Origin of the sequence: Stenotrophomonas sp. (assembly GCF_031995405.1) — a bacterium.
GTDB lineage: Bacteria > Pseudomonadota > Gammaproteobacteria > Xanthomonadales > Xanthomonadaceae > Stenotrophomonas.
Genome location: NZ_DAMAGC010000097.1, coordinates 2530 through 16207, shown reverse-complemented (window position 1 = coordinate 16207; position 13678 = coordinate 2530). Strand labels below are relative to the sequence as shown.

General features: G+C 66.4%; 16 protein-coding genes. 8 read left to right on the top strand and 8 right to left on the bottom strand.

From position 1 onward, the window contains the following. On the top strand, window positions 1–466 hold a 466-nt coding region (locus tag RTO53_RS15205; RefSeq protein ID WP_312238580.1), incomplete at its 5' end, for a PEP/pyruvate-binding domain-containing protein. Between the two features lie 4 nt (window positions 467–470). Here the strand turns inward: RTO53_RS15205 and RTO53_RS15200 are convergent. Then, window positions 471–944, bottom strand: a complete 474-nt coding sequence (locus RTO53_RS15200; RefSeq protein WP_312238579.1) for a lysozyme inhibitor LprI family protein — start codon at window positions 942–944, stop codon at window positions 471–473. A gap of 35 nt (window positions 945–979) precedes the next feature. Next, entirely contained in the window at window positions 980–1261 is a 282-nt protein-coding gene (locus RTO53_RS15195) for a hypothetical protein (RefSeq protein WP_312238578.1), read from the bottom strand. 131 nt (window positions 1262–1392) lie between these two features. On the opposite strand from RTO53_RS15195, the gene RTO53_RS15190 reads away from it, so the two are divergent. Beyond that, window positions 1393–2124, top strand: coding sequence for a carbon-nitrogen hydrolase family protein (locus RTO53_RS15190; RefSeq protein WP_312238582.1), 732 nt, complete (start codon window positions 1393–1395; stop codon window positions 2122–2124). Between the two features lie 35 nt (window positions 2125–2159). Here the strand turns inward: RTO53_RS15190 and RTO53_RS15185 are convergent, their stop codons facing one another. Next, window positions 2160–3644, bottom strand: a complete 1485-nt coding sequence (locus tag RTO53_RS15185) for an FAD-dependent oxidoreductase (protein ID WP_312238577.1) — start codon at window positions 3642–3644, stop codon at window positions 2160–2162. Between the two features lie 48 nt (window positions 3645–3692). Here RTO53_RS15185 and RTO53_RS15180 point away from each other — a divergent pair, with 48 nt between their 5' ends. Next, window positions 3693–4181 (top strand): MarR family winged helix-turn-helix transcriptional regulator, encoded by a 489-nt coding sequence (locus tag RTO53_RS15180; RefSeq protein ID WP_312238576.1) that lies wholly within the window; start codon window positions 3693–3695, stop codon window positions 4179–4181. A gap of 161 nt (window positions 4182–4342) precedes the next feature. Here the strand turns inward: RTO53_RS15180 and RTO53_RS15175 are convergent, their stop codons facing one another. Both RTO53_RS15175 and RTO53_RS15170 read right to left on the bottom strand, forming a co-directional pair. After that, a complete protein-coding gene (locus RTO53_RS15175; RefSeq protein ID WP_312238575.1) occupies window positions 4343–5035 on the bottom strand; it encodes a type 1 glutamine amidotransferase domain-containing protein in 693 nt (230 codons plus the stop codon). A 116-nt stretch (window positions 5036–5151) separates the two neighbouring features. Beyond that, complete coding sequence (locus RTO53_RS15170; RefSeq protein ID WP_312238574.1) at window positions 5152–5757, bottom strand: TetR/AcrR family transcriptional regulator; 606 nt, start codon at window positions 5755–5757, stop codon at window positions 5152–5154. A gap of 113 nt (window positions 5758–5870) precedes the next feature. On the opposite strand from RTO53_RS15170, the gene RTO53_RS15165 reads away from it, so the two are divergent. Continuing rightward, window positions 5871–6857: an MDR family oxidoreductase gene (locus tag RTO53_RS15165; RefSeq protein WP_312238573.1), complete on the top strand. Its 987-nt coding sequence runs from the start codon at window positions 5871–5873 to the stop codon at window positions 6855–6857. A gap of 13 nt (window positions 6858–6870) precedes the next feature. On the opposite strand, the gene RTO53_RS15160 is transcribed toward RTO53_RS15165, so the two are convergent. Beyond that, complete coding sequence (locus RTO53_RS15160; protein ID WP_312238581.1) at window positions 6871–7215, bottom strand: response regulator; 345 nt, start codon at window positions 7213–7215, stop codon at window positions 6871–6873. A 149-nt stretch (window positions 7216–7364) separates the two neighbouring features. Then, window positions 7365–8429: an SDR family oxidoreductase gene (locus tag RTO53_RS15155; RefSeq protein WP_312238572.1), complete on the bottom strand. Its 1065-nt coding sequence runs from the start codon at window positions 8427–8429 to the stop codon at window positions 7365–7367. Between the two features lie 86 nt (window positions 8430–8515). Between RTO53_RS15155 and RTO53_RS15150 the strand changes: the two genes are divergently transcribed. Both RTO53_RS15150 and RTO53_RS15145 read left to right on the top strand, forming a co-directional pair. Next, a complete protein-coding gene (locus RTO53_RS15150) occupies window positions 8516–8896 on the top strand; it encodes a helix-turn-helix domain-containing protein (RefSeq protein ID WP_312238571.1) in 381 nt (126 codons plus the stop codon). A 96-nt stretch (window positions 8897–8992) separates the two neighbouring features. Next, the gene (locus tag RTO53_RS15145; RefSeq protein ID WP_312238570.1) at window positions 8993–9262 is read left to right on the top strand and encodes a hypothetical protein; all 270 of its coding nucleotides are present in this window, start codon (window positions 8993–8995) and stop codon (window positions 9260–9262) included. A 22-nt stretch (window positions 9263–9284) separates the two neighbouring features. Here RTO53_RS15145 and RTO53_RS15140 read toward each other — a convergent pair whose 3' ends face one another. Further along, window positions 9285–10667: a PLP-dependent aminotransferase family protein gene (locus tag RTO53_RS15140; RefSeq protein WP_312238569.1), complete on the bottom strand. Its 1383-nt coding sequence runs from the start codon at window positions 10665–10667 to the stop codon at window positions 9285–9287. A 190-nt stretch (window positions 10668–10857) separates the two neighbouring features. On the opposite strand from RTO53_RS15140, the gene cyoA reads away from it, so the two are divergent. After that, a complete protein-coding gene (gene cyoA, locus RTO53_RS15135; protein WP_312238568.1) occupies window positions 10858–11835 on the top strand; it encodes a ubiquinol oxidase subunit II in 978 nt (325 codons plus the stop codon). 2 nt (window positions 11836–11837) lie between these two features. Beyond that, window positions 11838–13678, top strand: a 1841-nt coding sequence (gene cyoB, locus RTO53_RS15130) for a cytochrome o ubiquinol oxidase subunit I (RefSeq protein ID WP_312238567.1), incomplete at its 3' end; no start/stop codon positions are given.

The following is a 13678-nucleotide window of genomic DNA, read 5'->3' as shown; positions in this document are numbered from 1 at the left end:
CGCGGCCGCGGGGCTGGGACAGGATGCGGTGTCCATGGCGGTGCTGGTACAGCTTGCCGTGCCCTCGGACACGTCGGGCGTGATGATCACCCGCGACCCCTTCGATGCGGCCCGCCGCCACATCACCTACATTTCGGCCAAGCGTGGACTGGGAATCCGCGTGGTGGAGGGCAAGCGCCAAGCCGAACAGGTGATGTATTCGAACTGGTCCAAGGCGGTGCAGGTATTGAGCCGGTCGGCGGAAGATACCCAGCTGGTGGCCAAGGCGGGCGGCGGGGTCCGCGAAGTTCCCATCACCGGCTCACGCCAGGTGCTGACCGATGCGCTGATCGCGCGGTTGGCCAAGGTCGGGGCGGCGACCAAGCAGGCACTGGGCGGTGTGGACCAGGACATCGAGTGGGCCGTGGTCGGCGATGAGGTGCTGATGCTGCAGTCGCGGCCCTATGTGGACGGAAGTGCGCGGTAGCGGACTACTTGCGCATCGGATAGGAGCCCGCGCAGACATCGCCTTCCTCGACCCCGGCAACCCATACCTTCAGCTGTTCCACCCGGTCGCGCGTCAACTGCTCGTACTCCCCGCTCTGGCACATCGGCAGGACGCTGCCATAGTCGGCCGGGCTTGGGTACCGCGCTGCGATCTGCGCATCGCGGAATGCAACCCAGGCGCGCTGCGACGCCTTCAGCTTGTCCAGAAACGCCTTGTCCTGGGCATTGGCGGCCAGCACCTGCGCATAAACGCGGTTGAGCTCGGCATCGGCGGACCGGGCGGTGATGCCGGCACATTGGTTCAGCCCGGCCTGGGACTGGTTGGGGCTGTCGCAGGCCATGCCATCGGTGGTGCGCGCGGGTGCGGCTGGGGTAGCGGGTTTTTTCGCTTGGGCGGGCGCCGGTGCCGCCAGGGCAATGGAGAGCGCAAGAGCGAACAGCATCGCGGGACGTTTCATTGGGGTCGCTCCAGACCGGATGGAACAGGGACATCTCAGCCGCTGTAGCCTCGGATGCGCATGCACTTCTTGATCAGGTCCGATTTCTCCATCCCGCGCACGACACCGTCTCCCACCGCGTCCCCCGAGCTTTTGGGCGCTCGCCCATCGCCGGTCGTGGCCTTGGAGGCGTCGTAGTCGCACTCGGCAAGATCGCGCTGTTTCTGCGCGTCGCTCGCCCCGGGCTTGCTCCAGCCCTTGATCTGGGCGGTACCGCATCCAGTCAACATCACGACACTGCAGAGCAGCGCGATACCGCGGCGTGCGTTGGTATCCATGGCGATCTCGGTGGGTTGGGGGCATGGTGGAACTAGGCCACGGCGGCATTAACGAGCGCGACGGGTTAAAGTTGCGTGAGCGGGGGGAGGGGTTCACTACCGACCACCGCGTCCCTGTCCAAGGAGCATCCATGAAGCTTGTCGCGGCGCAGATACGGTCGATGGCCGGCGATATCGACGCGAACATCGAGCGGCACACCCGGTTCATTGAACGGGCGGCCTTCCACGGCGGCGCGGCGGTGTGCTTCCCGGAGCTCTCGCTCACCGGCTACGAACCCCGGATGGCCCAGCGTCTGGCAATGGCGTCGGACGATTCGCGCCTGGACGTGTTCCAGGCGCTCAGCAACCGACACCGGCTATTGATCGCCGTCGGCGCGCCATACCGTGGGCGTCACGGGACGGAGATCGGAATGTTCGTGTTCCGTTGCCACCAAACGCCGACGGTCTACGCCAAGCAGATTCTGCATGACGACGAGCTGCCGTACTTCAGTGCCGGCGACCGGGCCATGACCTTCCCGTTGGGCGGCGCAGTGCTCGCCCCGGCCATCTGCTACGAGTCCCTGCAGGAGCACCATGCACGCGACGCGAAGACCGCCGGCGCAACGGTGTACCTGGCCAGCGTCGCCAAGGCCGCGCGCGGCGTCGATACCGCCTACCGACACTATCCCGCCATCGCGCGGCAGCACGGGCTGACCGTGCTGATGGCCAATGGCGTGGGCCCCGCCGATGACTTCACGATGCCCGGCGGCTCCGCAGCCTGGAGCGATGATGGCGACCGGGTATGCAATGCAGGTACCGACGAGGAAGCGATCGTGGTGTATGACCTGGCAACCCGCCGTGGCGAAGTGGTGTCGTTTGCCTAGCCTGAGGCGCTGTAGCAGGTAACCGATAGCGGTCCTCAAGGCGAATACGCGTCAAGATGCTTGGCAAGGCTGTCGATACCGTTCGCATCGACCACCGCAGCCACATAGCCATCGGGTCGGATCAGTACCCACTCGCCGGGGGCCATTCCGTACGCCTTTTCAACGTGCAGATCCGTATCGTGCAGATCGCCCGCCGGGCCAATGACGTGCACCTGCAAACCGCTACGCACCGGGCCGGTGGCGCGATCGGTCGCGTAGCCGAGCAGCGTCCAGTGCGTGCCGCGAAACACCTCGAACAGCCGCACGGGCTGGCCGCCTGCACCCAGCAACGGCGCATCCGGGGCGCGGTCGCCTGGCCTGATGCATCCCTCGCGCAACGCGCCCGGCAATGACAGTGTTGACTCCCGATACCCGAGATCCAGCTGCTGCACCTCGCGTCCGCGCCGGTTGTCGCCGCGCTGGGCGTCATCCAGCAGGCGGGTGGCCAAGCCGAGCATGGACGCGGCAATGGGGCGACGTTCTTCCTCGTAGGTCTCCAGCAACGCCGCCGGCGCGCCCTGCAGCACCGAGGCCAGTTTCCAACCGAGGTTGTACGCATCCTGCGCGCTGGTATTGAGGCCCTGGCCGCCCGTCGGCGGATGCGTATGGGCTGCGTCGCCCACCAGGAACACACGACCGACCCGGTAGCGGTCGGCGAGCCGCGCGTTCATCACGTACGCCGACGCCCACGAGACGTCTTCAACGGTGAGGTCTGCGCGGCCCGTTCGTTCGCGCACCATCGCCGCCAGCCCGTCCACCGACAGATCCACCTCACCTTCAAGCGGCACCGGTGCCTGCAGCTGGAACAGGGCGGTTCCCATCAGCGGACACAGGGAAATACGGCGCGCCATGTCGTCCGCGTTGAAGGTGTGCCACGCATCGCGTGGCAGTCCCCGCAGGTCGATATCGGCGACCACCGCGCGTACGCCGAGGGTCCTGCCGGGGAAACCAATGTCCAAGGCCTGGCGCACGAAACTGCGGCCGCCGTCGGCACCGATCAGATAGCGGGCACGCACGGTCTGCTCACCGGAAGGCGTAGCAAGGTGGACGCTGACGCTGTCACCGTCCTGCTCGAAACCCACTACCGCGTGGCCAAATTCGACGTGATGCCCCAGTTCGGCGAGGCGCTCGCGCATCACCGCTTCGGTCAGGAACTGCGGCACCATCAGCGGCTGCCGGTAAGGCTCGGCCGGGGTGGCCGGCGCTCCCTCCAGAACGATGGCATCGGTGCTGCTGCCATCGGCGCGGTGGCTGCGCGACACGGGGTAGGGGCCGCCTGCGGCGAACAGCCGCTCGACGATGCCCATGTCCTCGAAGATCTCCTGGCTGCGCGGCTGGATGCCCTTGCCGCGTGAGCCATGGAACGGCTGTTCGCGCTGCTCCAGCAGCCGGAACGCCACGCCTCGGCGGGCCAGTTCGATGGCCAGGGTCAGGCCGGCGGCACCGGCGCCACAGATCATTACATCGGGGGTATTGCCCATCCTCATTCTCCAGGTATGTGTAATATGCACTTACTTGGAGGGGATGCTATGCCGCTGAAAAAGAAGGTGCAAGATACACATATTTCGCCGGACCTGAAGGCGCTCCATCTCGCCATGGTCGGCATTGCCAGCGTGATGAACCGCCCGCGCAACGACGAGCGCCTGCTCCAGGAAGCCGGGGTCAAGCTGGACCAGGCCCTGTTCCGGCTGCTGGTGATGATCGAGCGGGTGGGGCCCATCGGGGTGGTGGACCTGGCCGATCGGCTGGGCCGCGATTACACGACCATCAGCCGGCAGGTCGCCAAACTGGCGGCGATGGAACTGGTCACTCGTCGCGGCAATCCACAGGACCGCCGCATCCGCGAGGCGACCATCGCGCCAAAGGGCAAGGAAATGACCGATCGCCTGGACGCCGCGCGTGAGCGGATCGGCCGGCATATCTTCCAGTCATGGGCGCCGCAGGAGGTGGCGGACCTGGTGCGTTTGATGGGCCGGTTTGCCAGTGCGCTGGAAGCGCAGGAGCGGGAGACGGGCTAGCAGGAGGCTGGCGGTTGAGCACTGTCAGCCGAGCCGGCCTTGCGGTTCGCCGCAGCATGGTGCCGCAGGCCATTCGAACGCGAGCGTAGCACTGGGAGCAGTCAGCGCCGCTCCCAGACCAGGTTGTCCGGTGCCGCACTCGCGGCACCGGACCAATCGCTTCAGCGCTTCGCTTCAGCATCTACCTGCTGCATCAACGCCGCCGCCGCCTCCGACGACGATCCCGGGTTTTGCCCGGTGATCAGCAGGCCATCGCGCACCACGTACGAGCCCCAATCCGGCCCCTTCGAGTAGTCGCCGCCGAGCGCCTTGAGCGTGTCCTCGACCAGGAACGGCACGACCTTGGTGAGGCCGACGCCTTCTTCTTCGGTGTTGGTGAAGCCGGTGACCTTCTTGCCATCGACCAGCGGCTTGCCATCGGCGGCCTTGACGTGACGCAACACGCCCGGGGCGTGGCAGACCAGCGCGACCGGCTTGCCGGCGGCGATGAACGATTCGATCAATGCGATGGAGTGCGTGTCTTCGGCCAGGTCCCAGAGCGGGCCGTGGCCGCCGGGATAGAACACGGTGTCGAAGTCGGCCTGCGCGACGCTGTCCAGGCGGACGGTGTTGGCCAACTGCGCATTGGCGGCGGCATCGGCTTCGAAGCGACGGGTCAGCTCGGTCTGGAAGTCGGGTTCGTTGCTCTTGGGGTCGAGCGGCGGCAGGCCGCCCTTGGGCGAGGCCAGCACGATCTCCGCGCCGGCGTCCTTGAAGGTGTAGTAGGGCGCGGCGAGTTCTTCGAGCCAGAAACCGGTCTTGCGGCCGGTGTTGCCGAGTTGGTCGTGGGAGGTAAGAACGATGAGGACTTTCATGGTGGAGCTCCTTGGGGTGGCGTAACGTCGGGATGAGAAACAGTAGACCGGTCGTCTAGTGATCGGGCGTGAAAAAAGCAGGTCGCCGATGAAGCGCCTGCTGCGTGGCCCTCCCGTCAGCGGGAGGGGTGGAGAATCCTTGCCGTGGTGCGCGCCGCGTCGTCGAACGGCTGGGTGTGGCGGACGATCTTGACCATCAGGCTCGCGCCCAGCCAGAGCTGATACAGGCTCTGCGCCACGCTGTCGGCCGGGTCGTCGGGCGACAGCGAACCGTCGTCGACGCCGGCAGTGATCGCATGGGCCATCTGCTCGATGATGGCGGCGGTGCCGCGCTTGAGTGACGCGCGCATGCTCCCGGACAGGTCGGCAACCTCGGCTCCCAGCTTCACCGCCAGGCATTTGCCCTGGCAGTCTTCGAAGGATTGGTTGTCACGCCACGCCTGGAAATACGCATCCAGCCGCTGCGCACCGGTCTGGCCGGTCTGCCGGAAGATGCGGTCCATGTCGGCCAGATAGGTGGCGAAGTAGTCCTCGAGCAGGGCTTCACCAAAGGCGTCCTTGGACCCGAAGTAGTGATAGAACGAGCCCTTCGGCACGCCTGCCGCGGTCAGTACTTCATTCAGGCCAACGGCGGAAAACCCTTTGCCGCCCATGATCCGCTGGCCGGTGGCCAGGATCCTGTCGCGGACGTCGGTGTTGTCGGTGGCCGGTGCGGTGCTCATGGGACGCACTGTACTCGCCATTAGACCGGTCGTCTAGTGTTCCTTTGAATTCCCTTCGAGTGGATGCCAGGCCGATTTCACCGCACAGTGCCACCATGCCCCCGGAGACCGTCATGACCTTCAACGCCCTGCTTGCCCGCAAGACCGGCGATACCATCGCCACCGATATCGTGACCCTGGAAGAACATGACCTCATGCCCGGCGACGTCACCGTGGCCGTGGCGTTCTCCACGGTCAACTACAAGGATGCGCTGGCCCTGTCGGGCCGCTCGCCGGTGATCCGCAGCTTCCCGTTGATCCCCGGCATCGACTTGGCCGGCGTGGTCGAGACGTCCAACTACCCCGGCATCGCGCCCGGCGACCGCGTGCTGGTCAACGGCCATGGCTTGAGCCAGACCCACCACGGCGGCTATGCGCAGAAGGCGAGTGTGCCCGGCGAATGGCTGGTGAAGGTGCCCGATGCGTTCAGCGCCCGCGATGCGATGGCGATCGGCACCGCCGGCTACACCGCGATGCTGTCGGTGCTGGCCCTGGAGCATGGCGGGCTAACTCCCGACAGCGGCGACATCCTGGTCACCGGCGCCAACGGCGGCGCTGGTTCCATCGCCATCGCACTGCTGTCCGGGCTGGGTTACCGGGTGGTGGCGTCCACCGGTCGCCTGGAGGAATCGGCGTATCTGAAGGAACTGGGCGCGGCCGAGGTCATCGACCGCCACACGCTGTCCGCGCCGGGCGCACCGATCGCCAAGGAGCGCTGGGCCGGCGCCATCGACTCGGTCGGCAGCCACACCCTGGCCAACGTGCTCGCCCAGATCCGCTATCGCGGCGTGGTCGCCGCGTTCGGGTTGGCGCAGGGGGCTGACCTGCCCGGTTCGGTGCTGCCCTTCATCCTGCGCAACGTGACGCTGGCCGGCATCGATTCGGTCAACGCACCGCTGGCCGCACGCCAGCACGCGTGGGCGCGCCTGGCTACCGATCTGGAGCCTGGCAAGCTGGCACGGACCACGCAGGTGATCGGCCTGGCACAGGTACCGGCCATCGCCGCGCAGGTGCTGGAAGGGCGCGTGCAGGGCCGCACGGTGGTGGACGTCAACGCCTGATACCTGGCCCGGCTCAGGCCAATTCGCGTACCGAGCCCAGCACTTCTTCGGCGGTGAAGGGTTTGCGGATCAGGTTCATGCCGGGATAGAGGAAGTGCGGGCGAGCGTCCACGTCGCCCGCGTAGGTGGTCATCAGCAGGATGGGCATCGTCGGATGCAGGCGGCTGGCACGCTTTGCCAGGCTCCAGCCGTCCATACCCGGCAGGCCGATGCTGGAAAACAGCAGGTCGAACGACGTCGCGCCGGTCAGGTGATCCAGCGCGGATTCGGCGTCGGCGGCGGACACCACGTCGAAACCGTCCTCATCCAGGATCGTGGTGGTCCTGGTGCGGAGCGCATCGTTGTCTTCCACAAGCAGGATGCGGCAAGGGAACGGGTCTGGCACGGTGGCTACCTCGCGGGGACGCATGCGGCGGGGGCCACACTTCATCATCGAGGGTAGTGCGTACGGGCGTTAGTCCATCGTGCATCCCGTGCCACGGATCCGTTATCCAGGGCGCGGCCCGGCTACGGAATCAGCCGCTGCGCGCGCAGCTTCGCGAACAGGGCGAAGAACGCATCGTCGCTCGGTTGGTAGTCCAGGAAGCCGAGCCGCCGGCTCTTGGACATGTCGGTGACCACTTCCAGTGGCCGGCCGAGGTCTGCATCGGTATGCCACGGCGAGATCAGTCGGTGGATGTCCTGCTCGACCAGCCCATGCGCGGCCGCCAATGCCGACCATGCGGCGGCATCGCCGGCCATCTGCTGCTCCAGCGGGCGCACCTCGCCGGTGAACGGGGCCGGTTCCAGATCGAACCACGTCGCGATCCGCGACCACATCCAGCGCCAGCGGAATACATCGCCGTTGACCACGTTGAAGGCCTGGTTGGCGGCCGCAGGCGTCTGGGTTGCCCACAGCAGGTGTCTGGCGAGCAGGCCTGCATCGGTCATGTCGGTGAGCCCTTCCCACTGTGCGGGCGAGCCGGGGAAGTAGAACGGACGCCCGCTGCGCTTGCACAGCGTGGCGTACACCGCCAGCGTCGTGCCCATGTTCATGGCATTGCCCACCGCCGCGCCGATCACCGTGTGCGGGCGATGCACGCTCCAGTTGAAGCCGTCGCGCGCTGCAGCGGCAAATACCTCGTCTTCCTGCGCGTAGTAGAAGTTCTCCACCGCCAGCCGTGGCTGTTCCTCGCGGAACGGCGTCTGTGGCAAGGCACCCTGCGCATAGGCTTCAAACGGCCCCAGGTAATGCTTCAGCCCGGTGACCAGCGCGACGTGCTTCACGCTGCCGGCCGGCTGCACGGCGTCCAGCAGGTTGCGCACCATCGCCGCATTGACGCGGATGTTCTCGGCCTCGTTGGCCTGGCGCGACCAGGTGGTGATGAACACATGGGAGGGCGCCAGGCGTGCCAGCGCCGCCCGGGTGGAGGCGGCGTCCTGCAGATCGGCGGCGACGCCATGGGCGCCCTTTGGCACCTGTTCCGGACGGCGGGCCAGCCCGTCGACCTCCCAGCCGGCGTCCAGCAGCCGCTGGATCAATGCACTGCCCACAATGCCGGTTGCCCCGACTACCAACGCTTTGTTCGTCACGATATGGCCTTTTCATTCCGTTCCAGGCGCACACAGTAGGATAGGCGCGCACCGCCCGAAAGAAGGCACCAAATGGTAACCACGCGATGAAAACCGGCAGTCCGGACGAAGAATGGCGCGAGGATTGCGCCCCACGGCGGGTGCTGGAACTGTTCAGCACCAAGTGGACCTCCATGGTGCTGCACACCCTGGCCGTGCGCCACGAAGGCACCGCGCGCAGCAATGCGCTGCACCGCAGCCTGCCGGCGATCTCCAGGAAAATGCTGATCCAGACCCTGCGCGACATGGAAAGCGCGGGGATCGTGCGGCGCACCGAATTTCCCACGGTGCCGCCATCGGTGGAGTACACGCTGACAGCGCTGGGCCGGCAGCTGGTGGAGCCGATCGAGTTGATCTACGACTGGGCACGGCGCAATGCCGACGCGCTGGATGCCCTGCAACCCCGCGCCACCTCACGCCGCAGGTAATACCCAACCCCGTGGCACCCCTGGCAAAGGCGCCAGATCCGCGCCGGATCGCGGTATATTTCGCGCCCTCCCCACCGCCCGCCCTGAGCGTTTGCCATGAGCACGACCCGGAAACACTACAAACACCCCGCCGAATCGGACATCGGCCACGGCACGATCTACCTCGAGGCACAGGGCGATGTGATCGTCCGCCAGGTCGAAAGCTATCGCAGCGTGCTGGTCTGGGCCGATAAATCCGGGCAGGCCGATGCCCGCTTCCCGATGTCCGACCAGCCGCTGTCCTGGCTGGACCTGGATTCGGATGACAGCATCACCGCCAGCGAATTTGAAGCCGTCTGGAAGCGCGCCAAAGCCGTTTCTGGTTGAGCTGGGCGTCACCGCGCGCGGCTCAGGGGGTCCAGTGAGCGCCGCCGGCGCTGGCCACATGCATCAACTGATCCAGCTGCCGCAGCGCCCGGTGCAGTTCCTGCCGGCTTCCTGCCGCGCCCAGCGAGATCCGCACCGCATCATGGATGGCCACGCCGTCCGGGGTGAAGGCCGACGATGGGGCGATGCCCAGCCCCTGCAGGCGCGCTGCATGGGTGAGGCTTGCCGCAGTCCAATGCGCCGGCAGGCGGCACCATGCGTGCACGCCGGCGCAGTGCTGCAGGAACGTCGGCGACAGCGCCGACTGCGCCAGGTAGCGGCGCTCGGCGGCTTCAGCCTGCACCAGTGTGAGCAGGGCAGTGGCCGAGCCATCCAGAATCAACTGGGTGACCAGGGCGTTCATCAGAGGCGGCGCCATCAGGTTGACCGCGCGCAGCGCGTCGAGCATGCGCTGGCGTGACACGCCGTCGGGCAGGTGGACGAAGCCGGTATGCAGGCCCGGGCTCAGGCACTTGGACAACGTGGAGATGTAGCAGGTGTGCTGCGGCGCCAACAGGGCGAGCGGGGCAGGGGCATCGTCGACCAGCAACCAGTACGGATCGTCTTCGATGAGGTGCAGGTCCTGCGCGCGCAGCACCTCGGCCAGCGCCCCCCGGCGCGCGTCGGGCACGGTATGGGCGGTGGGGTTCTGCGCGGTCGGGTTGAGGTAGACCACCTTCGCGCCGGTGGCGCGCGCCTGCCGACGCAGCGCGTCCGGGCGCATGCCGTGCTCGTCGCACGCTACTACCACCAGCTTGCGTTGCAATACCCGCGCCGCATGCAGCAGGCCGGGATAGACCAGTGGTTCGCACAGGATGGTGTCGCCGGCCGCGGTGAGCGCCAGCAGCAGCGCCGACAGCGCGGCCTGTGCGCCTTCGGTCACCACCAGCCGCTCGCTGTCCACCTTGCCCAGCATCGGTTTGAGCCACTGCTGCGCGGCCAGATGATCGGCACGGCTGCCGCCGCCGACGTGGTAAGTCATCAGGTTGCCGGCATCGCTGCGGGTGAGCACCGTGGCCAGGCCACGCCGCAGCATGTCGGCCACCTCGCCGCCGGGCGGGGTCGGCGGCAGGTTCATGCTCAGGTCCACCAGCTGGTCCAGCGCTACCTGGGGCGGGGCGACGAACGAGCCCAGTGGGCCGCGGGCGTCGATCAGGCCGCGCTTGCGCGCCTCGTTGAACGCGCGGGTGACCGTGGTGAGGTCCACGCCGAGGTCGTTGGCCAGTGCACGCTGCGCGGGCAGGCGTTGGCCGGGGCGCAGCGCGCCGGACCACACGGCGCGTTCGAGCGCCTGCACGATGCGCAGGTAGAGCGGCCCGTGGCCGTCGGCGATGAGGCTGCTCCACGCGGGGCTGTCGGCTTGCATCGGCGCATCTTACGCCGCGCCGCGCAGGTGCCTGCGACAGTGTGTCGCATCATGTATGGATCATGTCGTTGCCTAACGTACGCGGCTGCGGCGGGCACCCCCCATGCATATCGGTCATGCAGGAGGGTGTCCGCCACTTTTCATGATCCGGGCCGCCCGGCCCGGCACCGCGTTGGAAGGGCCGTCCCGCATGATCCCCGTTACACACCCTGCTCGCCGCGCCACGTTGGCCGGCCACGCCCGCGCCGGACGCTGGTTCGGCCTGGCGGCGCTGCTGCCGCTGCTCACCGGCTGCACCTCCCTGGAACTGTTCAATCCCATGGGCAGCATCGCCGAACAGGAGATGCAGCTGATCCTGGTCTGCACCGGCCTGATGCTGCTGGTGGTCATCCCGGTCATCCTGCTCACGCTGTACTTCGCGTGGCGTTATCGCGCGTCCAACACCCAGGCTACCTATGCGCCGGACTGGTCGCACTCCACCGCGATCGAGGTTGTCATCTGGACCATCCCGTGCCTGATCATCGTGGTGCTAGCGGTGCTGATCTGGAAAAGCACCCACGCGCTGGACCCGTACAGGCCGATTGAATCGGACAAGGCGCCGTTGCGGGTGGAAGTGGTGGCGTTGAACTGGAAGTGGTTGTTCATCTACCCCGACTACAACGTGGCCACGGTCAACGAGCTGGTGATGCCGGTGGATACGCCGGTGGCGTTCAAGCTGACCTCCGAGTCGATGATGAATGCCTTCTTCGTGCCGCAGCTGGGCAGCATGGTCTACACCATGGCCGGCATGCAGACCCGCCTGCACCTGATCGGGCACACCCCGGGCACCTACGCCGGGATGTCGTCGGCGTACAGCGGTGCCGGCTTCTCGGACATGAAGTTCCCGGCGCGGGTGGTCACCGAGGCCGATTTCGCCCGCTGGCTGGCGCAGGCCCGCAGTAGCGGCGACCAGCTTGGCGCCACCCGCCTGGCCGAACTGGAAACGCCTACCCATGGCTCGCCGCTGCTGCGCTTCAGCGCGGTGGATACCGGGTTGTTCGACAGTATCGTGCGCCGCCACGGCGGCATGCCCGATGACGAGATCTGCCTGCCGGGCGAAGCGCCCGAGGCCAAAACCCAACTCGTGAGCCTGGCCGCGCCTGCCGCCAGCCGTACCGCGGAGAACTGATTGTGCTTGGAAAGTTGAACCTCGAAGCGATTCCCTACCACGACCCGATCATCATGTCGGCGTTGGCCGGTTCGCTGCTGCTGGGCGTGGCGATCATCGCGGCGATCACCTACTTCAGGAAGTGGGGCTACCTGTGGACCGAGTGGATCACCTCGGTGGACCACAAGAAGATCGGCGTGATGTACATCCTGCTGGCGCTGGTCATGCTGGTGCGTGGCTTCGCCGATGCGCTGATGATGCGTGCCCAGCAGGCCATCGCGGCCAATGATGCGGCCGGCTACCTGCCGCCGGAACATTACGACCAGATCTTCACCGCGCACGGGGTGATCATGATCTTCTTCGTGGCGACCCCGCTCATCGTGGGGCTGATGAACATCGTGGTGCCGTTGCAGATCGGTGCGCGTGACGTGGCCTTCCCGTTCGTCAACTCGCTCAGCTTCTGGCTGTCGGCGGTGGGCGCGGTGCTGGTGATGCTGTCGATGTTCGTCGGCGACTTCGCCGCCACCGGCTGGGTGGCCTATCCGCCGCTGTCGGGGATTCAGTACAGCCCCACGGTGGGCGTGGACTACTACATCTGGTCACTGCAGGTATCGGGCATCGGCACCACGCTCACCGGCCTGAACTTCATCGTCACCATCCTCAAGATGCGGGCGCCAGGCATGGACCTGATGAAGATGCCAGTGTTCACCTGGACCGCGCTGATCACCAACATCCTGATCGTGGCGATCTTCCCGGTGCTGACCGCCACCCTGGTGCTGCTGAGCATGGACCGTTACTTCGGTATGCACTTCTTCACCAACGATGCCGGCGGCAACGCCATGATGTACGTCAACCTGATCTGGATCTGGGGCCACCCGGAAGTTTACGTGCTGATCCTGCCGTGCTTCGGCGCGTTCTCGGAGATCATCGCCACGTTCTCGGGCAAGCCGCTGTTCGGCTACCGCTCGATGGTCTATGCGACCTGCTCGATCGGCGTGCTGTCGTTCTTCGTCTGGCTGCACCACTTCTTCACCATGGGCTCGGGCGCGAACGTCAACGCGTTCTTCGGCATCATGACCTCGATCATCTCCATCCCGACCGGGGTGAAGCTGTTCAACTGGCTGTTCACCATGTACCGCGGCCGCATCCGCTACCACTCCTCGACGATGTGGACGATCGGTTTCATGGTCACCTTCGCACTCGGCGGCATGACCGGCGTGATGCTGGCCATTCCGGGTGCGGATTTCGTGCTGCACAACAGCCTGTTCCTGATCGCGCACTTCCATAACGTGATCATCGGTGGCGTGGTGTTCGGCTGCCTGGCCGGTATCACCTTCTGGTTCCCGAAGGCGTTCGGTTTCACCCTCAACGAGCGCTGGGGCAAGATTTCGTTCTGGTGCTGGCTGGTCGGCTTCTACCTGGCCTTCATGCCGCTGTACGTGCTGGGCTTCAAGGGCATGACCCGACGCATGAACCACTACGCGGTCGAGGGCTACCAGCCGTGGTTGATCGTGGCGGCCATCGGTGCACTGGTGATCGCCGCCGGCATCGCCGCGATGTTCATCCAGTTCTACGTCAGCGTGCGGGACCGCAAGGCCAACCTGGACCTCACCGGCGACCCGTGGAATGCGCGCAGCCTGGAGTGGGCCACCGCCTCGCCGCCGCCGTTCTACAACTTCGCCACGCTGCCCACCATCACCTCGCTGGAACAGCATTGGGACGACAAGCAGCAGGGCCGCGCCTGGCAGCACCAGGCCCGCTATGAGGATATCCATATGCCACGCAACACCGCTGCCGGCGTGGTGATCTCGGTGTTCAGCCTGGTGCTGTGTTTTGCGCTGGTCTGGCACATGTGCGTGCTCGC

What these genes read in the sequence shown, in the direction of transcription:
- RTO53_RS15200 (WP_312238579.1), bottom strand. Translation starts at nt 944, where the DNA reads ATGAAACGTCCCGCGATGCTGTTCGCTCTTGCGCTCTCCATTGCCCTG.
- RTO53_RS15195 (WP_312238578.1), bottom strand. Translation starts at nt 1,261, where the DNA reads ATGGATACCAACGCACGCCGCGGTATCGCGCTGCTCTGCAGTGTCGTG.
- RTO53_RS15190 (WP_312238582.1), top strand. Translation starts at nt 1,393, where the DNA reads ATGAAGCTTGTCGCGGCGCAGATACGGTCGATGGCCGGCGATATCGAC.
- RTO53_RS15185 (WP_312238577.1), bottom strand. Translation starts at nt 3,644, where the DNA reads ATGGGCAATACCCCCGATGTAATGATCTGTGGCGCCGGTGCCGCCGGC.
- RTO53_RS15180 (WP_312238576.1), top strand. Translation starts at nt 3,693, where the DNA reads ATGCCGCTGAAAAAGAAGGTGCAAGATACACATATTTCGCCGGACCTG.
- RTO53_RS15175 (WP_312238575.1), bottom strand. Translation starts at nt 5,035, where the DNA reads ATGAAAGTCCTCATCGTTCTTACCTCCCACGACCAACTCGGCAACACC.
- RTO53_RS15170 (WP_312238574.1), bottom strand. Translation starts at nt 5,757, where the DNA reads ATGAGCACCGCACCGGCCACCGACAACACCGACGTCCGCGACAGGATC.
- RTO53_RS15165 (WP_312238573.1), top strand. Translation starts at nt 5,871, where the DNA reads ATGACCTTCAACGCCCTGCTTGCCCGCAAGACCGGCGATACCATCGCC.
- RTO53_RS15150 (WP_312238571.1), top strand. Translation starts at nt 8,516, where the DNA reads ATGAAAACCGGCAGTCCGGACGAAGAATGGCGCGAGGATTGCGCCCCA.
- RTO53_RS15145 (WP_312238570.1), top strand. Translation starts at nt 8,993, where the DNA reads ATGAGCACGACCCGGAAACACTACAAACACCCCGCCGAATCGGACATC.
- RTO53_RS15140 (WP_312238569.1), bottom strand. Translation starts at nt 10,667, where the DNA reads ATGCAAGCCGACAGCCCCGCGTGGAGCAGCCTCATCGCCGACGGCCAC.
- cyoA (WP_312238568.1), top strand. Translation starts at nt 10,858, where the DNA reads ATGATCCCCGTTACACACCCTGCTCGCCGCGCCACGTTGGCCGGCCAC.